Origin of the sequence: Terasakiella sp. SH-1 (assembly GCF_004564135.1) — a bacterium.
Taxonomy (GTDB): Bacteria; Pseudomonadota; Alphaproteobacteria; order Rhodospirillales; family Terasakiellaceae; genus Terasakiella.
In genome coordinates, this window is the sequence record NZ_CP038255.1 from 3,599,712 (window position 1) to 3,620,780 (window position 21,069).

Here is a 21,069-nt window from a genome sequence, read left to right on the forward strand (position 1 = left end):
GGAGTTTGATTTAATGCGTAATTTCAAGGCTGTAATGGCAGCAGCGGCCGTTTCATTGACGCTGGCAGCTTGTGGGGAAGGCGATGCACCAAAACAGCAGGCCACAGAAAAAGCCCCAGCCAAAAAGGAAGTTGTTGAGAAAAAGGCAGCTCCGGCCAAACCGGCAGGCCCGGCAAAAGTTGGTTTTGTTTATGTCTCTCCGGTTGGGGATGCAGGCTATACCTATCAGCATGACCTAGGGCGCAAGGCCATTGAAGAAAAGTTTGGTGATCGTGTAAAGGTCAGCTTTGTTGAAAGTGTAGCAGAAGGCCCGGATTCAGAACGCGTGATCATGAAATTTGCGCAAGAAGATTATCAGGCTGTCTTCGCCACATCTTTTGGCTATATGAATCCGACTTTAAAAGTTGCCAAGAAATTCCCGAACATGGCCTTTGAACATGCCACGGGTTACAAACGCGCCGCCAACGTGAATACCTATCTCGCCCGTTTTTATGAAGGGCGTTATCTGGTTGGTTTGGTTGCTGGCAAAATGACCAAGTCCAATGTTATTGGATATGTCGCAGCCTTCCCGATTCCAGAAGTGGTCCGAGGCATTAATGCTTTTACCCGTGGGATTCGCACCGTGAACCCGGACGCACAAGTTCGTGTGATCTGGACAAACAGCTGGTTTGATCCGGGTAAGGAACGCGAAGCTGCGGATACATTGATTGGGCAAGGCGCAGATGTATTGAACCTGCATGCTGATAGCCCGGCTGTGATTCAGGCGGCAGAAGATGCCGGTATTTATGCGATCGGGTATAATTCTGATCTGTCCAAGTTTGGACCGAAGGCACATTTGACGGCCTCCATGACCAACTGGGCACCTTATTATGTGAAACGTGTGGAAGAAGTTCTGGCAGGTAACTGGACGGGGAATCGTGACACATGGGATGGGTTGAAAGAAGGAATGGTGCAGATTGCCCCGTTTAACGCGGCTGTTCCGGCTGATGTTCAGACCATGGTGGAAAAAGCCAAGGCTGATATTATCGCAGGCACACTTCACCCGTTTGCTGGCCCGCTTAAAGATAATGAGGGCAAGGAACGCATTGCAGAGGGGGCTGTGATGAGTGACGGTGATATGCTCGGCTTTAACTGGTATGTTGAAGGTGTGGTTGGTAAGTTGCCGAATTAATATGACCCAAACAGTCATCCTCACGGATGCGGGAATCTTTTTCAAAAAGGAAAGAGATTCCCAATCAAGTTGGGAATGACGATTAAGTATCAAAAAGGTCCGATCTTTCGGGCCTTTTTTTGTTACATTGTGTTACATTTGTGACATCATTGCGACATAGCCTTTTGATAATGTGGCTGTTATCGGGAGTTGAATGATGATCAAAATAATCAGCATAGCTATTTTATCTATTGTGTTTGCCACAGGTTTACATGCCAAGGACCCAGAAGAACAAAATGCATCTTGCCTTATTCAGGCTTGGGATTGGGTTGTCTGGAATGGATTGCCGGCGCTTTTTTAGAAATGTTTTAGGACTTGCTTTAAGGGGCTAAAATGTTGCAAAGATTGAGTTAGCCGAAATATAGAAGAAGGAAGCAAGCACTGATGTTTATCACGATTAAAACCGCTGAGAAAGAGTACCTCGTGAATCCGCAGGATATCAGTTATATCGAACCTGTTGCAACAGCGGTGTTTACAGGTGTGCGTGTGTTCCTGCGCAGTAAAAAACCGGGCAGCGATTATCCAGTTTGTTTTGAAGCACTATGCAGCCTTGATGAGATTTATCGCGAGCTGGAATACGCTAAAAAATAGCTGTTAATGAGCCCCGCCGCCCAAGATATCGAGCAGAAGGTTATCTTCTGCTGGCTTTGTGGCGGCGGGCTTATGTTTCATCTTGGGCGTGATGATGCGTTCATGCCCGCTTGTGATAATGAAATTCAGCTTGTTATGGGGTAAATGTTGCGCAGTATAGCTGACGCCGATTTTTTTTAGCTCAGCCGTCAGGCTGCGCAGATTGTTGCGAGCATCAATCTGGATATTTTTATAACTGCCCAAAAGACTGGTCTGGGCAGAGTGGGATAGAAACAGGTCCAGATCTTCCACTTTAATTTCTTCAACCTGCCCCATGACCAACAGGGCTTTTTTCAGCGACTTTTCCCCATCGGTCATTAAATCGGCATACATTTTATGTAAGTGCATATCTTCAAAATTCCCCAGTGTTTTGCCCTGTGAGGGATCGGGAATTTTATAGTTCTCAAGCAAAGTCACGAGTTCTTTGGAATAAGCCTGCTGGGCTTGGGCCGCTGTGTGAAAAAAGGGAAGTTTCCATTTTTCATAAAGAGCTGTGTATAAGTCAGCAGTCAGTTTTTCTTCTTCGCGCAAGAAACGTAAGTCTGTGGCTTCTTGCTGGGTAAGCATAATGGAAGCCCCGCGATAAGGGTGGCTATTGGGGCGTGGTATTTTCACATTGCTTTCAGGAATACCGATAAAAAGGTCAAAAACAAGAATGGAAGTGCCTGCAAAGAACAGGGCGCTGACAAAAATAAGGAAACTGCTGACAGGATTAAAGCCGGATCTGCTCATCTAGGGACCACCACAAAAGACGAATACTATTTTAGGAGTCTTATATAGATAGACAGGGCCGTTTAGCAAAAGATTATTTTGAGATGGAGAGCCCGTATTGTGCCGATTCATCAAAGTGTAAATTAAGAGTAAGTTGCACTTTCATGATTAAATATGGTTTTTTGCCTGATATATTAGAGTTATTCTACTAAAATAATACTTCCAATAATTTAGGCGGAATGTTTTCACACTATTTGATTGCATTTTCGATCTCGGGCTTGCCATTTCTGGCATTTTTTGCAAGTATCAACCGCAAATTATTAAGTAAGAATAAACACATATAGTGTTGCTGGAGAGAATTAAGTGTTTGTAATCGCAATGGTAAAGCAGTCTGGAAACAAAGACTTTGAAGGTTTTTGGGAACAGCAGGAAGCCTCGAGCTATTGGTCGGAGCTTTGCACAAAAATGGATTCCAAGTTCAAAGGAGATCCCATTGCAGAAATTCAGCTGTTTAAGGCCGATGCTTCTTCCATTGCCGATGGGATTAAACAGGCCCGCAAAGGGCAACTGGATATGTTGAAATCCCACCGTCCGGCCAACACAAAACAATTGCGTGAAGTTGTGCGCCTGACCGGGGAAGGGCTTGTGGATGATGCGGTGCTCGATGCAGCCAATAAGGCACTTTATGGGATGGCCGATCAGTTTTTGACGTTGATTTCAAAATTGGTCAGTGAATTGTCAGATGTGGTCAAAGGGTTGGCTGCTGGTCAAAGTGCCAGTGACGAACATAAGAACCGCCTGAATGAAATTGCCTATGAGGTTAAAATTCAGGGCGGCAGTTTTAACTTTCCCTTGATGTCTCTGGTTGGGGCGCATTTGGAAAAGTTCTTGTTAAAAAAAGCTCAGGAACCCATGACCGATACGCATTGTGTGACAGTCATGGAAGCGTATGTTTCCACACTTGAATATATTATTACCCATAAAATCAGCGGAACTGGTGGTGATGTTGGTAAGAAACTGTTGGCGCAGCTCCAAGCTGTGATTAAAGGGGAAAGCCAAAGCTTCGAACTGCCGAAGGTCGAAGAGAAAAAACCGCAAGCCTCTGCCCCGAAAGTGGAAGAAAAAGCGCCTGCACCAAAAACAGAACAACCAGCTGCCCCTGCAAAAGCAGCATCGCCATCGGCTAAAGCTTCTGCTTCTGCGCCAGCGGGGCAAAGCGCCCAAGCAGCAAGCAAACCCGCAGCCACACCAACAGCTGAAGCTGCGCCAAAGCCGACAACGCCAAAACCAGCAACACCAGAGCCCGGTGTTCAGTCTCAGGAAGCATTGGCGGCCATGTTTGCCAATGCCTCAACACACGATAGTGATGATCCAGACCCAAGCAAGGTCCATACGGAAGACTTTGAATTTAAAGATACATATAAAACAGGCTGTACAGCCATGGACGAGGACCACCGTTATCTCCTCCATCTGGTGAAGCACCTTTATTTGATGAATAAAGAACATGCCAGTGTGTTTGAAACGGATTTGATTTTGTTGATGCTGGAAAGCTACAGCCGCGTTCACTTTGGCCGTGAAGAATTGCTGATGGAAAAGATCGGGGACCCGGATCTTGAAAAGCACAAGGCAAATCACGAAGATATGCTGGAACGCTTGCTGGCTGTGCGCGATGAAAAAATGGCAACGGTTGATAAGAATCGCCAGCTGAAAAGTGTCTTGAAATATAAGCAGATTATTCTAGAACATATCATCTTTAATGACTTTGGTTATAAAAACATGGTTAAAGGCAAGGATGATCAGATCAGTGCCTTGTTGAAAGATTATGAAGTTCCTAAATCCTGGCTGGGAGATGAAGTATGAGTGATCTCCAGGCGTTTGGTCTGCAAGACCTGAATGTTTTGATTGTTGAAAAGGACCGCTGGGGCTCCAACCTGGTGGAAACTTTGTTGAAAGCCATGGGGGTGGAAAAAATCCGTGTGGCCTTTACCGAGGTGGATGCGGTTGGGATTATCAAGCATGAGAATCCTGATATCGTGATTATGGAATATATGCTTTCGCAGAATACCACACTGGATTTGGTGAAGCGTTTGCGTTCGGCTGCTTTTGAACCTTATCAATATTCCAACATTATCATGTTGACGGGTCGGGCGGATATGTCAACGGTGGCAGCAGCCCGTGATGCGGGGGTTAATGAATTTTTGGCCAAGCCTTTTAATGCCCATACCTTATATTCACGAATTTGTTCGATGATTATCCATCCACGTCCTTTTATTGATTGTAAAAGTTACAAGGGGCCGGAGCGTCGTCGTCGCAATTACCGTGTTGAACACGAACGCCGAAAAAATAACACATAAATTTACTGTGCGGCTTGATGTGTTTTTTCGGCCCAGTGAAGTACGCGTTCAGCTAAGACATTGGGGGGAAGTGACTTATTAATATAGTCATCTCCACCCATTTGGCGGATATCCCGGATTGTCTCGCTGGAAGCCTGCGATGTGAAAAACAGAATGGGGCAGGTCAGCTGCTCCCATTCCAGCCTGATTTTCTTACAGGTTTTTAGTCCGTTTAATTTAGGGCGTAAACTCATAAAATAGACTTGTTTGGCGGAGATGTATTTGAGGATAGACAAGGCATGAAACCCGCAGAAGTGCGAGCACTTTAAGGGTTTTATAACGCAGCTCTATCCTCAAATACATCCCGTCCCTTACGGGATTTCCCTAAAATATAGGCATTACTGCGTTAAAGTCTTTTGAAAGTACAAGTCTTCCTGCAAGCCTTTGCCTTGTCTTGCCTATATTTTAGGGAAACCAAAGCAAGTCTATTTTATGAGTTTACGCCCTAGGCATTTCCATATCAAGGACAATGACTTTTGGGGTTTTTCCTTCCAGATTACAGATTAGTTCAAGCCCATCTTCATAGGCTTCTACGTTAAATCCGGCGCTTTCTATCACAAGGGTGGCCATTTTGCGAAAATGTGCGCTGTCATCTGCGAACATGACAAGAGGTCTGTCGTCATCTGGGGGGTGACGCTGTTCAATTGACCATTGGGTATCATGTTGTGCCCAGTAATCAATACGTTCAAGCAAAGCTTCTGGCTGAAAAGGTTTGATGATGAATTCATCAGCACCAGCTTCCAGAGCACTGTTTTCCAGATGATCCATGGATGTGAAAAAGACAATCGGGGTTTTGATCTCAGCCATATTGCGTTTGATCTGATAACAGGCGGCAAACCCATCCACATTGGGCATATTGTAATCTAGAATAATGACAGAGGGGAGAGGAGCACCTCTCAAATTGCGAAGAGCGGTTAGAAGTTCCCCACCATCTTCAAAGCAGCTGACTTGATAACCCGCTTTTCCCAGAACATAGGAAACCATTTTACGTACAGTCTCACTATCGTCTGCGATAAAGATATGATGTGAATTACGATCAAAATTATTCATTTGGTGCGCCATTTTTATTATTCTAATTATGCTTATAGTATATTGCTATTTAAGTAGCTTTTTATTTTAAGTTTACCATAAGTCGATTTGACATAAATTGCCACCTAAATGGATGATGCCAATCGTATAGTTTTTTTATAGTCTGTATGTATCTCAGCTAAGGGTGATTCGATATGAATATGAGCAACATACAAATAGAACAAAAACTCATCGAAGCGATTAAGGTTCATTGTAAGGCATGTCCAAAGACAGACCCAAATGACCTTTTGGCAGCTTGTAAATACCAATGCGCAGAAATTGATGAGGTACTGTCTAACATCATGTTGATGACGCGGGGTAAAATTTCCTGATAACGGGAGAGCTGAGGCGTTTTTAAGTGCAAAATAGGTTTATTTATGAAGTTGATGCCTAAGACTTTGATGTCTTGGGCTTTTTCTTTGTCTGCATTCCATTCTTAGAATTGATAAAATTTTATCTAAGTTACGGGGGCGTTATGATATTAAGAATGCGTTAAGACAATAAAGATAATTGCATAAAATCTTTAATAACAAGGTCTTATATTCATTATCCCCAAAAATATCCACAGAAAAGAAGGCTGGTGAGGGCGATTTAACTACTTTTGTATTCTTAAAATCAATGTGTAACTGCATTTGAATCCAGAAAGAATGGATTTGGCAAAAATAGATATCTGCACATGTAGGTAACACTTTTTTTACGAAAATTCAGTAGCTTAGATGAAGGTAGTTAAACCCTCAAAAGACAAGGAAACCTCTTGGTTTTAGGGAGAAGCTGCTTTATAACAACAATCGTAGTTGATTTGACGGGAACTTTCCCGGCATAATGAGAAATAGGCAAGAAACGTGTTAGATAGTTCCATGCGCGCCACAGAGACGGCAGCGAATTCGTCAGTTTCCTCTTCACCAGTTGGCGGGGAAGCCGACAAAGAACAAAATGGTGATGTGAAAATGACAAAGGAAAAATCAAAATCATCGAATTTGAAACATTCTTATACCATTCCTTGCGCCAGTGAATTTCGCGATCGGGTGGGCAAACTGGCTGATCATAAAAAAGTCAATGTTGCTGACCTTGCTCGTTCCGTTTTGTTGATGGTCAGTGATGCTGACATATCTAATTTCACCGATCCGGGTGATCCTGAACCGCAAGATCGTGAAACAGTTATCCTGAAATCAGGTCCAAGTAAGGGTCGTCCCTGGCGTCGCAAGCCACGTTTGCAGGTTCGCATGGCACCGGGGTTTGAGGTGATCCATATTCGCAAGGCTCTCAACCTGGCTTTGTATATGGAGGCTGGAAAAGCTCAGGTGCGCATTGATACAGAAGAGACTATGCGTCAGCAAAAACTGGAAGCTGAACGTATCCGTAAAGAAGCGCGTGAAGCAGCAGAACAGGAAAATAAAAATCATCAACTACCCGAAACAACTGAGGAGTTGGAACGGCTTAAGGCAATTGTCTCTGTTCTTTCTTTTGAGCCTCTAAGCGAAGGGGTGCAAGATCGCAGTGATGCTTTACATATTTTGGGCTTCCCGCCCAAGACCTATCCTGATCGTTCTGAATTGCGTGCACGGTTTCGTATGCTGGCAACCATTCACCACCCAGACGGGAAGTATGGCAGCCATGAGAGGATGAGCCAATTAAACCAAGCCATGGAAATTTTACGCTATGCCAGCTGACTTATCCACAGGGTTGTGGGTAAAATATAGGGCGCCGTTCTGTTCTCGGAACGGCGTTTTTTTATGCGGAGAAGGGATAGGTCAAACCTGATTTGAAGAAGTTTCAAGGAGGATAGCCTTGCCTATTTATCGCTTAGAAATCTCCTGATAAAGGGGAGAAAAGGCAAAATGATACATTTGTAACTATTTTTGAGGTCGGAACTTTGAACCTCAGAATGGAAAATTAATTTAACACTTATAAAAGTGTGTATATGATTTTCTATAGCCTTTACGATCAAATCGGCACCGATTTGATTCAGAATGTACCAGACCGCATTCGCATCATTCCAAACACCTTTGTTGGGGGTGAACAGAGCAAAATTGAAGCATGTCGGGCTGGACATATCATGATGACGAAAACAAGGGGTCTTTTAACTGATAATGTAGTTGAACTTGTACTGCTATTGTTGTTAGCCGTGGTGCAAATGATCTTTAAAGAGATAAAATAACTACTGGGGTGGTTGCTGCGATGATTGGCAGGTAAGCTATTGACTTAAAAGACAGAAACTTAACATTGATGTTGAGCTGAGGCGGTTTGACACCTTTTAAAGTCAAGTCGTGACTACAATCGCAGACAAAAGATTTTGACGTCATCTACCATTGTAGTCTGAAAAGCTCATTTCCTGAAATTTGGCACTAAAAAACCCCGCAAAGCGAAAAGCCGTGCGGGGTTTTTGAGAGCTTGTGTAAAGCCTTATTCGCGCTCACCCATGAAGGACAGCAGGAACTGGAACATGTTGATGAAATCAAGATAGAGCATCAACGCGCCCATGATGGCTTTTTTCCCAGCAACATCAGAGCTATCAAGTTCGTGGTATGTATCTTTGATCTGTTGCGTATCATAGGCTGTCAGACCAGCAAAGAGCAGCACACCCACACCTGAAATGATGAAATGCATCATGGTGCTTTGCAGGAAGATATTGACCAAACCACCGATAATCAGGCCCACAACACCCATAATCAGGAAGGAGCCCATACCGGACAGGTCACGTTTTGTTGTATAACCATAGAGGCTGAGCGAGCCAAAGGCGATGGCTGTGACAAAGAAAGTACGAGCCACGCTTGTGCCTGTGTAAGCCAGTAGAATGTAAGACAGGGACAGACCCATCAGGGCGGAAAAGGCCCAGAAGCAGATCTGCGCTGTTGCAGCAGACATTTTGTGAATGCGCGCGCTGAAGAAGAAAACAAAACCCAGCGGGGCCAGCATGACGACCCATTTCAGTGGTGTGCCGTGGATGGCTTGCATCAGGGGTGCGGATGTGGACGCCAGCATGGCCACAATACCTGTCAGCGCAAGGGCTGCAGCCATATAGTTATAGACACCCAGCATATATTTGCGAAGGCCAACGTCATACTGTGCAACGCGTGCCTCAGCATGTGACATGGTTTGACGGTCATTACCGAATTGCATGTGAATCCTCTTATAGGAGCTGTTAAAACTCAATGAAATGTATTGAGTCTAAATATGTCATGAAATTCATGTTTTGCAAGGGAAACCGGACGTTACTTTACTCATTCCTTAAATGAGGGGCTGCTTTTTGCCCCAAAGCCTGCCAGGTCCCGATAAAGCCTGCCCCGATGGTGAGGATCAAGCAAAGGAAAAGGGTCATGGCGATGGTCTGGGGATAAAAGGCCCAATCCATATTCATCAGGAAGGTAATCACCCCCCAGGAGGACAGGGTGCCCACGATCGCTGCAATCAGTCCGGTGACAAGGCCGAGCAGGCCATATTCGATCAGATAAGCCAGCAACATGCGCCCGCGTGTGGCCCCCAGAACCTTAAAGACAATGGCTTCATAGGTACGTTGTTCCCGTCCTGAGGCCATAGCTCCTGCCAGAACAAAGCCACCGGCCATAACGGTCAGGCTGGCGGCAAGACCAATGGCGGTGGAAATTCCGTCCATCAGGTTACGGGCAGATTGTAACGCGTCTTTCACCCGAATGATGGAAACATTGGGAAAATGGCGTGCCAGTGACTTTTCGATTGTGTCCAGGGCTGTATCATCGGCGTGAACGGCGGCAATGTGGGAGTGCGGGGCATATTCCAGCAGGCCCGGGCTCATGATAATGGCAAAATCAAAACGCATGGACTTCCAGTTAATTTCTCGCAAGGAGGTAATGGTGGCTGTCACATTACGTCCCAAGACATTGACGCTGAGTGTATCACCGATATCCACACCAAAGCCTTTGGCAAGGCCAGCATCCAGTGAAATCAAGGGTTTGCCACGATACTCTTCGGCCCACCACTCCCCTTTAATAATTTTGGAGCCTTCCGGTGTTTGGGCGGCATAGGTCAGGGCACGGTCCCCGCGAATGGCCCATTGGGATTGACTGGCGACTTTGGCTTTATCCACATCAACTCCGTTGATCTTGGTGATGCGCCCGCGCAAGGACGGCACCCGTTTATAATTGCTGGCCCCTTTGATGGTTGTCAGGGTGTCATCAAACGGGGTGATTTGATCGTTTTGAATATCAATAAAGAAAAAGGCTGGGGCATCTTTGGGCAGGTCATCATTAATCTGACCACGTAAATTTTGATCAATTTGCGTGACAGCAACAAGTACGGATAGCCCTAAGCCAAGAGATAGAATCACAGATGGAGCAGTGGAGCCGGGACGATGCAGGGCTGTGATGGCAAGGCGTAAGGAGGTTTGCTTGAAATGCGGGGCTCTTTGGGCCAGTTTTGTCACGACTTGTCCGGCAAGCTTTAGAATACCAAGGACAAGGGCGGCAACAACGACAAAGATAATCGCAAAATCAAGGCGATGGGCTGTGCTGAGAGTTAAGGCAATCAGGAAAAAGACAAAGAGATAAGACAGATACTTATATATAGGGGCTGGTGAGGCTGTAATCGGTGTGGTTTTGTCACGAAACAGGGCGCTTGCCGGTACATTTTGTGTGCGTCCCAGCGGCCAAAAGGCAAAGGATAAGACTGTCAGGATACCGAAAGTTGCAGCAATCAATAATTCTGGAAGATAAAGGGCGCTTTCAGGCTGCACAGGAAAGAAACGAGCCCCCACAGTGGCGGCAATATAGGGAACACTGGCCCCAAGGAAAAGCCCTATACCAATACCGACCAGACTAAGAAGAAAGATTTGCAGGAAATAAATCTGAAAGACGGTCTTGCTGCTGGCCCCAAGGCTTTTGAATGTCGCAATGGTTGCGATCTTGCCATTAAGATAATCCCGTACACCGGAGCTGACCCCCACCCCGCCGATCAATAAAGTGGTGAAACCAACGAAGCTGAGAAAGAGGGAAAGGCGGTCGATGAAATTTTCCACACCGGGGGCAGCCTTGTCAGGGGTGCGCATACGCCACCCGGCTTCTGGAAACTTTTCCTTAAGTATGTCTGAGAAATTATTAGAGATGCTAATGTCATTAAGTAGCAGGCGATAATGATGGCGCACCACGCTGCCAGGTTTCAGAAGCTGGGTATTTTCCAATGTTTTTTGGGAAACCAGAATACGGGGGCCAAAATTAATGACAGAGGCAATACGATCAGGCTCTTTTTTCAAAACGCCGGTAATGGTGATTTCAGCCTTCCCAATGGTCAGGGTGTCACCAAGTTTAAGATGCAGGCGGTCTAAAATTGTGGGTTCGATCAGGGCGGTGTTTTCATCCACAGAAAGCCCGGCAGGTTCACTCTCAATTGCCCCGACAAGGGGGTATAAAGAGTCAACGGCCTTTAATTCTACAAGTAGACGTTTATCCTGTTTTTGGGCCATGGCACGCAGTTCTGTGGCATGGGATAAGCGCCCGTTTTCTTGAAGGAAGTTTTGTTGCTCATCAGTAATTTCGCGACCGGAAAGACGAAGGTCAATATCTCCACCCAAGAGAACTTTCCCATCACGGGCCAACCCGGCAGAGATAGATTGATTAAGGGAAAAGACCGCTGCAATGGTTGTCACCCCCAAAATCAGGCAGGCAAGGAAAATACGAAACCCTTTGGTCCCACCGCGTAATTCCCGGCGGGCCAGTCGCCAACTTTGTGTCCAGTTATTCATGAGGCAGCAACCTCTTTCAGGTTCAGGTTTTGAATGAGCCCATCCTGAACATGGATGATACGGTCACATTTTTCAGCCAGTTTGGGATCATGGGTGATGAGTAAAAGCGTGTTGTTTTGAGCTTTATGTCGGTTAAATAATAAATCCATGACCATTTTTCCGGTTTCCCCATCAAGATTGCCTGTGGGTTCATCAGCCAGTAACAGGTCCGGCTGGGCAGCAAAGGCACGGGCCAGGGCAACACGTTGTTGTTCTCCACCAGAAAGCTGGGAAGGGTAGTGATGCAGGCGATGACCAAGCCCGACGGCCTCTAATTGTTCGCAGGCAAGGTCAAAGGCATTCTTATGATTTGCAAATTCTAACGGTATCGAAACATTCTCTAAGGCCGTCATGGTTGGAACCAGATGAAAATCCTGAAAGACAATGCCGATATGGTCGCGCCTGAAAAGAGCAAGCTGGTCTTCTGTATAGTTTGTTACGTCCTGACCGGAAATGATCACCCGGCCCGATGTTGATCGTTCCAATCCCGCAATGACCATCATCATGGAGGACTTGCCCGACCCGCTGGGGCCGACAATGGCGATGGTTTCCCCACGTTCAATTTCCAAATTAATTCCTTTGAGGATATTGACGTGACCGGCCTGACTTGCCAGCTTAAGGTGAATGTCTTGTAATTGTAGCGCGGGAGTATCGCTCATGGGCTTTGGCCTTTTAAATCCTTTGATGTCTGCCCTCAGATTTGTGTTGTTTCTGGTTCTTGTCAACACGGCCAGTGCAAATGAAGGAAAAACAGATTTTACCATTCTTGTTTTGGGCGATAGTTTAAGTGCTGGATATGGGCTTAATCAAGGTGATGGCTTTCCAGAACAGCTTTCTTCAAAGATTAATGAGAAGAAAAACAACATTAAAATTATTAATGCAGGGGTGTCCGGTGATACCACGCAAGGTGGGCTTGCCCGGCTCAATTGGGCCTTGGTTGATAACCCGGATATGGTCATTGTAGAACTGGGGGCCAATGATGGGTTGCGCGGTCTTGACCCCCAATTAATGGAACAGAACCTTGATCAGATGATTACCCAGCTTAAAAAGCGCCAGATTAAAGTATTATTGGCAGGCATGCTCGCCCCGCCCAATTACGGTGATGTCTATGCACAGGAATTTAATAGCGTTTATCCCCGCCTTGCGCAAAAACACGATGTCACCCTATATCCTTTTTTTCTTGAAGGTGTGGCCGGGGACCCTAAACTCAATCTTCCCGATGGCATCCATCCCACTAAAGAAGGCATTGCGATCATTGTAGAGCGTATCCTTCCCTATGTTGAAAAGGTTATGAGATAATGGAATATAGAAAACTTGGTCGCACTGATATTGATGTGTCTCTGGTCTGTTTGGGCACCATGACATGGGGAGAACAAAATTCTGAGGCCGAAGGCCATGAGCAGATGGATTATGCCCTTTCCAAGGGGGTAAACTTCTTTGATGTGGCTGAAATGTATCCGGTCACGCCGCGCAAAGAAACCTATGCCGATACGGAACGGGTCATCGGCACATGGTTTGAAAAATCAGGGAAACGCAATGATGTGGTTCTCGCCACCAAAGTGATTGGGCCGGGTAATTTCTTTGATTATGTGCGCGATGGGGCAAAACGCCTGACTGAAACAGAGATTATGACAGCGGTGGAAAGCAGCCTTCAGCGCCTGAAAACCGATTATATCGACCTGTATCAAATCCACTGGCCGTCGCGCCCAACCAATTATTTCGGCCAGCTCAATTACCCGGATGGGGCCGATTATTCTAATGCTGTGCCGATTGAAGAAACCTTGGGCGCTATGGTGAAATTGGTGGAGCAAGGCAAAATTCGCCATATCGGGGTATCTAATGAAAGTGCCTGGGGGGTGATGGAATATCTTCGCCTGTCTGAGAAAAATGGCTGGCCGCGCATTGTTTCCATCCAAAACCCCTATAACCTGGTGACCCGCCAATATGAGGTGGGCCTGTCAGAGGTAACAGCCCATGAAGATGTCGGGCTTTTGGCTTATTCTCCGCTGGCAGGGGGGACCTTATCGGGTAAATATCTTGGCGATCAGCAGCCCGAAGGTGCGCGTATGACCTTGTGGCCGGAACGTTACAGCCGCTTTACCAAGCCCAAGGCGAAAGAGGCCACCCAGTCTTATGCTGATGTGGCGCAAAAACACGGTCTTGTGATGAGTGAAATGGCCCTGTCCTACTTGAAAACCAAGAGTTTCCTTACCTCATCTATTATAGGGGCCACGTCCCTGGACCAGCTGAAAAGCAATATTGCGGCTTATGAGATGGATCTGAACGAAGAGGTTCTGGCTGATATTGAAGCGGTTCATGTGGGTAATCCAAACCCGGCCCCGTAAATTTTTATGAGGGGGGAAGGAGGGAGGCAACCATGTTGCGTTTATTTGTCGGGGTGGAACTCCCCACTTCCTTTCATGAATCGTTACGTTCGCTGTGCAGTGGCCTGAAAGAGGTGCGCTGGGTTGCTCCGCGTAATATGCATATTACACTGGCCTTTCTGGGAGAGATTGACCAAGGGGCAGCGGCTGATTTTCATGAGGCTTTATGCGATATTCAGTTCGATTCGTTTGAGCTTTATTTAAATGAAGTGGATTGCTTTGAAAGCCGGGGGCGTGCCCATGTGGTCTGGACCGGGGTTAAAGGCAAGGTGGAGGCGTTGGCCCATCTGCATCAAAAGGTGCTGATGGCGGCTGAATATGCTGGATTGAAACCGGATCGGCGCAAATATAAACCACATGTCACGCTGGCCTGGTTAAAAGGAACACCGTTGGAAAATGTGCAAACGTACATGAGCAGCCATAATGGTTTTAAAACGGAACGCTTTGTGGTGGATCATTTCAGCCTGTATCGTTCCCACCTCACCCGGCATGGGGCGGATTATGAGGTCTTGGAACGTTATGGATGATCAGGCATCAAAACGCTGACCGACAAATTTCCCTTCCGGTAAATCGGATTTTGGCGGGAAGGGGTGGCAATTGTCCAGCTCGTGACGACTGTCGTGGATCATGCAACTTTGCTTAATGGTCGGCCAGAGGTTCTGCTGAATGAAAATTTCATCCATTTTGATCTGAGGGCGTGCGTGGGTGATGAATTTATAAAGCAATGTGCCCATATTGGCTAAGGCCCCTTGCACACCGCCCCACAGGCCCGCTGGCACAAGGGCGGATTGGCTGACATGATCGCGTATAATGTGGAAATGTTTATCTGAATTAATCCATTCATTAACAGCGGCGATTTCACGATGGGTAATTGCCGCCATATGATCACGAATAAGATAGCGGTCAATATGTTCATCCATGCAGACATGCAATTTCCACAGGCTGGTGCGCAGAGCAATGTCTTCGACGTCCATTAAAATAACTTCTGCCCCTTTGGCTTGCAGGGCTTTCTGGATGCGTGCTGGTACGGTTTCATCCAGATAAAAACGACAGGTCCATTGCGGATAGAGCAGTTTTGCACTGTCTACTGCCTGTAAGGCCCCGCGCAATGTTTCTTTTTCATCCCCGTTAAAGGAAAAGGCGATGATGTTTTTTGCCTTTTTCAGGGAGTTAAAGGCTGCAATAGGACAGGTTTCAAGGGTGCTGAGCACAGGGGCCTGACATTGTGATTCTTTTAGGGTCAGCCCACAGCTGCTGTGATAGAGACTGTTTTGTTCATCGCCCAAATGGAAATAGCATTCTGCCAGACAGTCGTGAAGAAGTGTGTCATCTGACTTGTCTTCCAGCATCTTGGTCAAGATGGGGAGGGCCAGGGCATATTGTTGGGTACGTGTATAACACAGGGCAAAATTACGGGTGACTTCTGGGTCATCCAGCCCTTTAAGCGAACGTTTGAGCAGCCCCAGCATATCAAGGGCCCCCCGGTAATCCTGATTGGCAATGACATACTGGATGAAAATTTTTAGATCATTGATCTTCTGCGTTTTGTTAAACACATCCAGCTGAACGGAAATCGCATCTTTAAGATGGCCCGTTTCAAAAAGGGAGTGCGCCAGATCGCGCTTGTTGTCTAAATCCACATCCATCATTTTTGGTAGAACTGTATGAGATTGGGTAAAGCAAACATCTCTCTAAAAGTAATATCTGCCCCGGTTAAGTCAAGCATCTCCGCATAGCCGGGCCCGGCATGGGAGGCCCCGGCAAAGCCAAAGGCCGTCATCCCGGCTTTTTTGGCTGCTTTAATGCCAACGGGACTGTCTTCAATGACCAGACAGCGGTTGGGGGAAACGCCCATTTTTTCCGCTGCATAAAGGAAAAGATCCGGTGCGGGTTTGCCACGGCTGACCATTTCAGCGGAAAATAAATGGGGGGCAAGCCTGCTGTACATCCCTGTCAATTTCAAGGAATGGGTGATTTTTTCCACCGATCCGCTGGAGGCAACACAAAGCGGGAGATGAAGCATATCCAGCGTTTCTTCGATCCCTGAGACCGGGCGCAGGCGTTCTTCAAAAACCCGGCGATCACGAATGCGCAGAAGTTCTTCAAAATTATCGGGTAATTCAATGCCTTTGCTTTGAAAGACGATTTCCTTAACCCGTTTCAGGCTGGAACCGGTAAAGCGTTCGCGACATTCTCGCGGTGTAATATCCAGCCCATATCGGGCCAGTTCTTCTGATAGAATGTCTGAGGCGAGAAGTTCGCTATCGACCAGCACGCCATCACAGTCGAAAATAATCAGGTCAAAAGGGTTTTGGGTCATTTTTATTGTTTATCGGCAGTTTGTTTGTGATTTTGCAGGTTTTCCCCACAGTGGGGGCAATGGGTATAGAAGTGCAGCCCCCCTTGGACGCTATGATGCAAAATATTGCGTGCTTCATCTACTGAAATACCCAAATCTTTCTGAATTTTTCGAAGTTGGTCGGCTTCTTCTGTTGTTAAAACCCCATCTGAGAGTAAATCTGCAACCTTGTCGCGGTAACGTTCTCGCCGGATATGCAGCTGTTCGGAAAAAGCCGAAGCCAAGATCCCGGCTGGCAAGGCAACCATGCCGATTCCGACAATGGAAATGGCTGCCCCAAAGAATTTCCCCATTGCGGTGATGGGATAGGCATCCCCGAATCCAACGGTGGTCAGTGTAATGACCGCCCACCACATGGCATTGGGAATATCGGAAAAGACCTCGGGCTGGGCCTCATGTTCAAACAGGAAAATCATGCTGGCTGAAAAAGTCATCAGCAGAAGCAAGACAAATAATGCAGCGCCAAAGGCTTTGGCTTCCTGTCTTAAGACATTAAGCAAAATTGTCATGGCGGATGAATAGCGCGTCAGTTTAAAGACTCGCAATAAACGTAAAACCCGCATGAAACGCAGATCAACGGCAATCAGAAAGCTGAGATAAAAGGGTAGAATGGCAATCATGTCAATCAACGCCGTTGGGGTGAGGAGATAACGCAAGCGCCCCCATAATGGATGGTGGAATTTATCTTGAGGTTTTTCCACAGCGGTCCAGATTCGACAAGCCAGTTCCACACTGAAGATTGCAACACTGAAAACTTCAAAATAATAGAATTCATCGGCCCAGCGGGTGCGCAGGCTGGCAACGGATTCCAGGATCACCGCCAAGACATTCAGTGTGATCAGGTTGACAATCAGAATATCGAAGATTTTGGACGCCATATCTGCACGATGACCGGCATCCATGATTTCATAAAGGCGGTTGCGTCGGCTTTGCCCTGTTGCAGGGCGCTGGAATTTTGGTGTTAAAGGGGCTGCGGCATTTAAAATATCGCTTTCACGTCGTCCAACCGATTGTGTGGGATTTAGGGGGCGTCCTTTTCTGCGATCATAGCCTGAACGTCTTTCTGAATCGTCCGTCATATCGCCCCCCTGTTTTTGCACGTTATAACAAGAGTATAGCGCAAAAACAGGAAGGGTGCTTGGGTTATGTCAAACAGGGGCAGTCTTCAGATGAAGGTTGATCGTTACGACAACGTGAACCTGCCAGAAAGACGATGGACAGAAGACTACAGGCTGCGGCACTCCACAGGCCCAGCTCGCTGAACCCGGTTTGTTCCATGGCAATTCCAGCCAGAATCGGTCCGACAATTTGCCCAACGCCATAAGAGACCACCAAAATGCCGATCAGGGCTGAGGGGTTATGAGGCGAGAGTTTACCGCCAAGGGCCAGAACAACTGTGACAATGCCCATAAAGCAAGACCCGAACATGAAACCACCGATCAGGGCGCTGGCGGTTGAGGGCCAGAGTACTGGCAAGGCACAGCCGATCGCCTGCACAATATAGGCTGCACTCAAAGCTTTGAAGTCCCCCATTTTAATGGCCGTACGCATCCAGAAGTAACAGGAGGGGGCCAGGGCAACACCCAGCAAAATCCAGGCAAGGTTGCGGCTGTCAGCCAGGGCAGGGCTTTGGGCCATGATGGTGATAATAAAGGTTGTCCCGATAGAGAAAGTTGCGCCTGCCAGACAATAGGAAATCATCAACATGGTAATTGGTTTGGAGCGGACCTTCACCCCTTCACCGTGGGCAACTTTAGGGGCTGAAAGCCCGTGAATATTCATCCATAACAAGGCAGGGATGGCGAGTAAAAATCCAATGGCGCCAACAATGACCCAGCCTTCTGCCCAGCCCATGATGGGTTCAATCAACGTAAGAACCGTGCCACTGATGATCACACCAAATCCGACACCGCTAAAATGAATACCGATATAATCCGGGCGGTGGCGCTGTTTGAGGTGATCCAGAACAATAGCCGTGCCGACAACCATGCCGGCTGCACTGGTCATGCCGCCAAAATAACGCATGATGGACCAGAAAATCACATGATCGCTTAAGGCCATGATCGCGGTGGTGATAACGGCCAAGACAATGCCCCAACGATACCAGCGCAGTTTTGTTTCAGGCTTGCGCAGGCGGCTGGCGATCAAGGCCCCGGTGAGATAACCCGCATAGTTGGAAGCCGCAAGAAAACCTGCGCCATCATCACCCAGTCCTGTTGCGGCCTGCATGGCGGGCAATAAGGGGGTGAGGGCAAATCGGGCAATGCCCATAACAAGGATCAGGGAAGAGATACCTGCACAAAGCAATTTCCAGGTGGCAATAGGCTGAGACATAAGGGACCTCACTGATGAATGGACTGGCTGTCTTGTGGGGCTTGGGTGCGTTCTGTCATGGTGTAATCACGCATGACATGGGCAACGCGCAGGCGATAGCCGTCAAAGGCCTGATCGCGTCCCACGTTTTGGGCATCGCGATGGATTTGCAGATTGCGCCATTGCTGCACGGCTTCTTCATTTTCAAAGAAAGAGAGAGACAGAATTTTATTTTCATCGCTTAAGCTTTGAAAGCGTTCAACAGAAATAAAACCGTCAATTTTTTCCAGCTCAGGGCGTAAGCGGGCGGCGATATCCAGATATTCCTGTTTATGATCTGGATTGGGCAGAACTTCAAAAATAACAGCAATCATAACCCTACTCGTAAAATTGTTGAGTGAACGAACAGTATAGTACGGGATCTATAAAATCATTACAAATGATTAGTTTTGATGTTATCATTCATAAAAAGTGATACCATGAAAAGTGTCATTTCCAAAGTGGTCGAGGGTCTCATGGAACTAACAACCTTAAAAGTGTTTATTGCCGTTGCTGAAGCTGGCGGTGTTTCACCAGCCTCAGAACGGTTGCATTGTGTTCAGTCCAATGTCACCGCACGCATTAAAAAACTGGAAGAAGAACTCGGCGTGGCTTTGTTTATGCGCAAAAGCCGGGGGATGGAACTCAGTGCACAGGGGCGGGTTTTGCTGGAACATGCCTATCAAATTGTGGATATGGAACGTCAGGCCAAGCGGGCGGTGAATGCCAGTCTGGAAGATGGGGGCAGTTTATCACTGGGGTCGATGGAAACGGCAATGGCGGTTCGCTTGCCCTCTCTTTTAAAAGAGTTCCATCATCTTCACCCAAAAACGGAATTATCGGTCCGCACGGGTACAACTGATGAAATGATTACACAGGTGCTGAATCATCAACTGGATTGTGCCATTGTGGGCAGTACGGTGAAGAGTGAGGAAATCATCCAGTATCCTTTCTTTACCGAAAGACTTGTGTTGGTCAGTGCGCCGGGCAAAGAAGCCTCCAAGACATTGCTGGTGTATCGCAAAGGTTGTGCCTATCGCGCACGGGCAGAAGAATGGCTGCGCCATGAAGGACGATTGCCTTATACCATCATGGAATTTGGTACGCAGGAAGGTATTGTTGGCTGTGTGTCTGCGGGGCTTGGGGTGACAATCTTGCCAATTGAAGTTGCCAAAACATTAAGCGCAGAACTGACAATTACGGATTTGCCAGAAGATATTGCCCGTGTGGAAACCTTTCTGATTTGTCATAAATCCACCGTCCAGACCAAACCCATGCAAACTTTGATGAATCTCGCGACCCGCTATAGTGCTGTACAGGCGGCTTAGGTCGTAAACTCATAAAATAGACTTGCTTTGGTTTCCCTAAAATATAGGCAAGACAAGGCAAAGGCTTGCAGGAAGTACTTGTACTTTCAAAAGACTTTAACGCAGTAATGCCTATATTTTAGGGAAATCCCGTAAGGGACGGAATGTATTTGAGGATAGAACTGCGTTATAAAACCCTTAAAGTGCTCGCACTTCTGCTGGTTTCATGCCTTGTTTATCCTCAAATACATCTCCGCCAAACAAGTCTATTTTATGAGTTTACGACCTAGGATAAATTATCCCATCATTCTGTTTGGCAAGGCAGTGTCGCTGAACGTTGGTAGGCGTCGGGCATTGAACAGTTGATAGTGCCACCATTCATTGCGGTAAAAATCCCAGCCTGCTGTGGTCATGATCCCCATTAGCAGAAGGCGATTTTTCTGGGCTTCAAGGGAGACACCCATATTACCGTGATGAGATAAAGGCGTGAAGGCATCAAAGCCTGTGCCCATTTCCAGATCATTTCCGTTTTGATCGACGAGGGTCAGATCAATGGCAGCTCCACGTGAATGGGGTGATCCCCGACGGGGATCAGCAAGAAATTCCGGGTCCGGTGTGTGGTTCCATAACTTCCATTGGGCTTCACTGGGGCGAAAGGCATCAAAAATACGAAAGCGATAGCCCTGTTTATCAGCAATTTCAATGGCATTGCGCAACAAGCCTTCTGCCTCTTCATGCAGATAACAGTGTGGGGCATGATAGATCGGGGCACGGGTGAAATTGTCAGGGGTTGCGTATTTTAAATCCAGCAAGACACCATGTTGGTCTTCGGTAATTTCGATTAATGCCATGTAGGGTCAGGACCTCTTGAAGAGTGAGAAGAAAAGGCAGTATAAAGAGCCA

Annotated in this window: 24 protein-coding genes; 12 read left to right on the forward strand and 12 right to left on the reverse strand. The window is 47.0% G+C overall.

Annotated features, from left to right (window positions below; translation table 11 throughout):
• Positions 1–13: 13 nt before the first annotated feature.
• The 3 genes from E4K71_RS16965 (at position 14) to E4K71_RS16970 (ending at position 1,801) form a co-directional block, all read left to right on the forward strand.
• Positions 14–1,171, forward strand: coding sequence for a BMP family ABC transporter substrate-binding protein (locus E4K71_RS16965; RefSeq protein ID WP_135081602.1), 1,158 nt, complete (start codon positions 14–16; stop codon positions 1,169–1,171).
• 193 nt (positions 1,172–1,364) lie between these two features.
• Positions 1,365–1,511 carry a hypothetical protein gene (locus E4K71_RS18300; protein ID WP_167730668.1) on the forward strand — a complete coding sequence of 49 codons (147 nt, stop codon included), beginning with the start codon at positions 1,365–1,367 and terminating at the stop codon, positions 1,509–1,511.
• Positions 1,512–1,594: 83 nt separating this feature from the next.
• Positions 1,595–1,801, forward strand: a complete 207-nt coding sequence (locus E4K71_RS16970) for a hypothetical protein (protein WP_135081604.1) — start codon at positions 1,595–1,597, stop codon at positions 1,799–1,801.
• Between the two features lie 3 nt (positions 1,802–1,804).
• Here E4K71_RS16970 and E4K71_RS16975 read toward each other — a convergent pair whose 3' ends face one another.
• Entirely contained in the window at positions 1,805–2,572 is a 768-nt protein-coding gene (locus tag E4K71_RS16975) for a DUF2202 domain-containing protein (protein ID WP_135081606.1), read from the reverse strand.
• Between the two features lie 342 nt (positions 2,573–2,914).
• On the opposite strand from E4K71_RS16975, the gene E4K71_RS18575 reads away from it, so the two are divergent.
• Positions 2,915–4,411, forward strand: a complete 1,497-nt coding sequence (locus E4K71_RS18575; RefSeq protein ID WP_135081609.1) for a hemerythrin family protein — start codon at positions 2,915–2,917, stop codon at positions 4,409–4,411.
• Complete coding sequence (locus tag E4K71_RS16985; RefSeq protein ID WP_135081610.1) at positions 4,408–4,905, forward strand: response regulator; 498 nt, start codon at positions 4,408–4,410, stop codon at positions 4,903–4,905. Before E4K71_RS18575 ends, E4K71_RS16985 begins: the two co-directional genes overlap by 4 nt.
• Before the next feature lie 2 nt (positions 4,906–4,907).
• On the opposite strand, the gene E4K71_RS16990 is transcribed toward E4K71_RS16985, so the two are convergent.
• Positions 4,908–5,138: a response regulator gene (locus E4K71_RS16990; protein WP_135081612.1), complete on the reverse strand. Its 231-nt coding sequence runs from the start codon at positions 5,136–5,138 to the stop codon at positions 4,908–4,910.
• Between the two features lie 244 nt (positions 5,139–5,382).
• The gene (locus E4K71_RS16995; protein WP_167730671.1) at positions 5,383–5,994 is read right to left on the reverse strand and encodes a response regulator; all 612 of its coding nucleotides are present in this window, start codon (positions 5,992–5,994) and stop codon (positions 5,383–5,385) included.
• A gap of 173 nt (positions 5,995–6,167) precedes the next feature.
• On the opposite strand from E4K71_RS16995, the gene E4K71_RS18305 reads away from it, so the two are divergent.
• From E4K71_RS18305 to E4K71_RS17005, 3 genes are all read left to right on the forward strand, one after another.
• Positions 6,168–6,344 (forward strand): hypothetical protein, encoded by a 177-nt coding sequence (locus E4K71_RS18305; protein WP_167730673.1) that lies wholly within the window; start codon positions 6,168–6,170, stop codon positions 6,342–6,344.
• Positions 6,345–6,869: 525 nt separating this feature from the next.
• Complete coding sequence (locus E4K71_RS17000; RefSeq protein WP_240796839.1) at positions 6,870–7,682, forward strand: J domain-containing protein; 813 nt, start codon at positions 6,870–6,872, stop codon at positions 7,680–7,682.
• A 251-nt stretch (positions 7,683–7,933) separates the two neighbouring features.
• Positions 7,934–8,170: a hypothetical protein gene (locus tag E4K71_RS17005; RefSeq protein WP_135081616.1), complete on the forward strand. Its 237-nt coding sequence runs from the start codon at positions 7,934–7,936 to the stop codon at positions 8,168–8,170.
• A 245-nt stretch (positions 8,171–8,415) separates the two neighbouring features.
• Here the strand turns inward: E4K71_RS17005 and E4K71_RS17010 are convergent, their stop codons facing one another.
• From E4K71_RS17010 to E4K71_RS17020, 3 genes are all read right to left on the reverse strand, one after another.
• Positions 8,416–9,132: a Bax inhibitor-1/YccA family protein gene (locus E4K71_RS17010; protein ID WP_206201924.1), complete on the reverse strand. Its 717-nt coding sequence runs from the start codon at positions 9,130–9,132 to the stop codon at positions 8,416–8,418.
• A gap of 97 nt (positions 9,133–9,229) precedes the next feature.
• On the reverse strand, positions 9,230–11,725 hold the full coding sequence (locus E4K71_RS17015; RefSeq protein ID WP_135081618.1) for an FtsX-like permease family protein: 2,496 nt from the start codon (positions 11,723–11,725) through the stop codon (positions 9,230–9,232).
• Positions 11,722–12,423: an ABC transporter ATP-binding protein gene (locus E4K71_RS17020; RefSeq protein ID WP_135081620.1), complete on the reverse strand. Its 702-nt coding sequence runs from the start codon at positions 12,421–12,423 to the stop codon at positions 11,722–11,724. The genes E4K71_RS17015 and E4K71_RS17020 overlap by 4 nt, the downstream gene beginning before the upstream one ends.
• Between E4K71_RS17020 and E4K71_RS17025 the strand changes: the two genes are divergently transcribed.
• Genes E4K71_RS17025 through thpR form a run of 3 tightly spaced genes read left to right on the forward strand, consistent with a single transcriptional unit; the run spans position 12,422 to position 14,675 of the window.
• On the forward strand, positions 12,422–13,063 hold the full coding sequence (locus tag E4K71_RS17025; protein WP_135081622.1) for an arylesterase: 642 nt from the start codon (positions 12,422–12,424) through the stop codon (positions 13,061–13,063). The two genes, E4K71_RS17020 and E4K71_RS17025, sit on opposite strands and share 2 nt — an antisense overlap.
• Positions 13,063–14,109, forward strand: coding sequence for an NADP(H)-dependent aldo-keto reductase (locus tag E4K71_RS17030; RefSeq protein ID WP_135081624.1), 1,047 nt, complete (start codon positions 13,063–13,065; stop codon positions 14,107–14,109). Before E4K71_RS17025 ends, E4K71_RS17030 begins: the two co-directional genes overlap by 1 nt.
• A 32-nt stretch (positions 14,110–14,141) precedes the next feature.
• The gene (gene thpR / locus E4K71_RS17035) at positions 14,142–14,675 is read left to right on the forward strand and encodes an RNA 2',3'-cyclic phosphodiesterase (protein ID WP_135081626.1); all 534 of its coding nucleotides are present in this window, start codon (positions 14,142–14,144) and stop codon (positions 14,673–14,675) included.
• Here thpR and E4K71_RS17040 read toward each other — a convergent pair whose 3' ends face one another.
• The 5 genes from E4K71_RS17040 to E4K71_RS17060 form a co-directional block, all read right to left on the reverse strand.
• Complete coding sequence (locus tag E4K71_RS17040) at positions 14,676–15,797, reverse strand: hypothetical protein (RefSeq protein ID WP_135081628.1); 1,122 nt, start codon at positions 15,795–15,797, stop codon at positions 14,676–14,678.
• Positions 15,794–16,468: an HAD family hydrolase gene (locus E4K71_RS17045; RefSeq protein ID WP_135081630.1), complete on the reverse strand. Its 675-nt coding sequence runs from the start codon at positions 16,466–16,468 to the stop codon at positions 15,794–15,796. Before E4K71_RS17045 ends, E4K71_RS17040 begins: the two co-directional genes overlap by 4 nt.
• Positions 16,469–16,470: 2 nt before the next feature.
• Positions 16,471–17,586: an ion transporter gene (locus E4K71_RS17050; RefSeq protein WP_240796840.1), complete on the reverse strand. Its 1,116-nt coding sequence runs from the start codon at positions 17,584–17,586 to the stop codon at positions 16,471–16,473.
• A 64-nt stretch (positions 17,587–17,650) separates the two neighbouring features.
• Positions 17,651–18,841, reverse strand: a complete 1,191-nt coding sequence (locus E4K71_RS17055; RefSeq protein ID WP_135081632.1) for a YbfB/YjiJ family MFS transporter — start codon at positions 18,839–18,841, stop codon at positions 17,651–17,653.
• A gap of 8 nt (positions 18,842–18,849) precedes the next feature.
• Entirely contained in the window at positions 18,850–19,194 is a 345-nt protein-coding gene (locus E4K71_RS17060; protein ID WP_135081633.1) for an antibiotic biosynthesis monooxygenase, read from the reverse strand.
• Positions 19,195–19,299: 105 nt separating this feature from the next.
• Here E4K71_RS17060 and E4K71_RS17065 point away from each other — a divergent pair, with 105 nt between their 5' ends.
• Positions 19,300–20,187, forward strand: coding sequence for a LysR family transcriptional regulator (locus tag E4K71_RS17065; RefSeq protein ID WP_167730675.1), 888 nt, complete (start codon positions 19,300–19,302; stop codon positions 20,185–20,187).
• Positions 20,188–20,462: 275 nt separating this feature from the next.
• On the opposite strand, the gene ddpX is transcribed toward E4K71_RS17065, so the two are convergent.
• On the reverse strand, positions 20,463–21,017 hold the full coding sequence (gene ddpX, locus E4K71_RS17070) for a D-alanyl-D-alanine dipeptidase (protein ID WP_135081637.1): 555 nt from the start codon (positions 21,015–21,017) through the stop codon (positions 20,463–20,465).
• Positions 21,018–21,069: the final 52 nt, after the last annotated feature.

Bases quoted from the DNA above. Each gene is read 5' to 3' on its own strand.
- E4K71_RS17010 (WP_206201924.1), bottom strand. From the start codon at position 9,132: ATGCAATTCGGTAATGACCGTCAAACCATGTCACATGCTGAGGCACGC.
- E4K71_RS17015 (WP_135081618.1), bottom strand. From the start codon at position 11,725: ATGAATAACTGGACACAAAGTTGGCGACTGGCCCGCCGGGAATTACGC.
- E4K71_RS17005 (WP_135081616.1), top strand. From the start codon at position 7,934: ATGATTTTCTATAGCCTTTACGATCAAATCGGCACCGATTTGATTCAG.
- E4K71_RS16990 (WP_135081612.1), bottom strand. From the start codon at position 5,138: ATGAGTTTACGCCCTAAATTAAACGGACTAAAAACCTGTAAGAAAATC.
- E4K71_RS17030 (WP_135081624.1), top strand. From the start codon at position 13,063: ATGGAATATAGAAAACTTGGTCGCACTGATATTGATGTGTCTCTGGTC.
- E4K71_RS16970 (WP_135081604.1), top strand. From the start codon at position 1,595: ATGTTTATCACGATTAAAACCGCTGAGAAAGAGTACCTCGTGAATCCG.
- E4K71_RS17045 (WP_135081630.1), bottom strand. From the start codon at position 16,468: ATGACCCAAAACCCTTTTGACCTGATTATTTTCGACTGTGATGGCGTG.
- E4K71_RS16965 (WP_135081602.1), top strand. From the start codon at position 14: ATGCGTAATTTCAAGGCTGTAATGGCAGCAGCGGCCGTTTCATTGACG.
- E4K71_RS17050 (WP_240796840.1), bottom strand. From the start codon at position 17,586: ATGACGGACGATTCAGAAAGACGTTCAGGCTATGATCGCAGAAAAGGA.
- E4K71_RS18305 (WP_167730673.1), top strand. From the start codon at position 6,168: ATGAATATGAGCAACATACAAATAGAACAAAAACTCATCGAAGCGATT.
- E4K71_RS17020 (WP_135081620.1), bottom strand. From the start codon at position 12,423: ATGAGCGATACTCCCGCGCTACAATTACAAGACATTCACCTTAAGCTG.
- E4K71_RS17000 (WP_240796839.1), top strand. From the start codon at position 6,870: ATGCGCGCCACAGAGACGGCAGCGAATTCGTCAGTTTCCTCTTCACCA.
- E4K71_RS16985 (WP_135081610.1), top strand. From the start codon at position 4,408: ATGAGTGATCTCCAGGCGTTTGGTCTGCAAGACCTGAATGTTTTGATT.
- E4K71_RS16975 (WP_135081606.1), bottom strand. From the start codon at position 2,572: ATGAGCAGATCCGGCTTTAATCCTGTCAGCAGTTTCCTTATTTTTGTC.
- E4K71_RS18300 (WP_167730668.1), top strand. From the start codon at position 1,365: ATGATGATCAAAATAATCAGCATAGCTATTTTATCTATTGTGTTTGCC.
- E4K71_RS17065 (WP_167730675.1), top strand. From the start codon at position 19,300: ATGAAAAGTGTCATTTCCAAAGTGGTCGAGGGTCTCATGGAACTAACA.
- E4K71_RS17040 (WP_135081628.1), bottom strand. From the start codon at position 15,797: ATGATGGATGTGGATTTAGACAACAAGCGCGATCTGGCGCACTCCCTT.
- thpR (WP_135081626.1), top strand. From the start codon at position 14,142: ATGTTGCGTTTATTTGTCGGGGTGGAACTCCCCACTTCCTTTCATGAA.
- ddpX (WP_135081637.1), bottom strand. From the start codon at position 21,017: ATGGCATTAATCGAAATTACCGAAGACCAACATGGTGTCTTGCTGGAT.
- E4K71_RS16995 (WP_167730671.1), bottom strand. From the start codon at position 5,994: ATGAATAATTTTGATCGTAATTCACATCATATCTTTATCGCAGACGAT.
- E4K71_RS17055 (WP_135081632.1), bottom strand. From the start codon at position 18,841: ATGTCTCAGCCTATTGCCACCTGGAAATTGCTTTGTGCAGGTATCTCT.
- E4K71_RS17060 (WP_135081633.1), bottom strand. From the start codon at position 19,194: ATGATTGCTGTTATTTTTGAAGTTCTGCCCAATCCAGATCATAAACAG.
- E4K71_RS17025 (WP_135081622.1), top strand. From the start codon at position 12,422: ATGGGCTTTGGCCTTTTAAATCCTTTGATGTCTGCCCTCAGATTTGTG.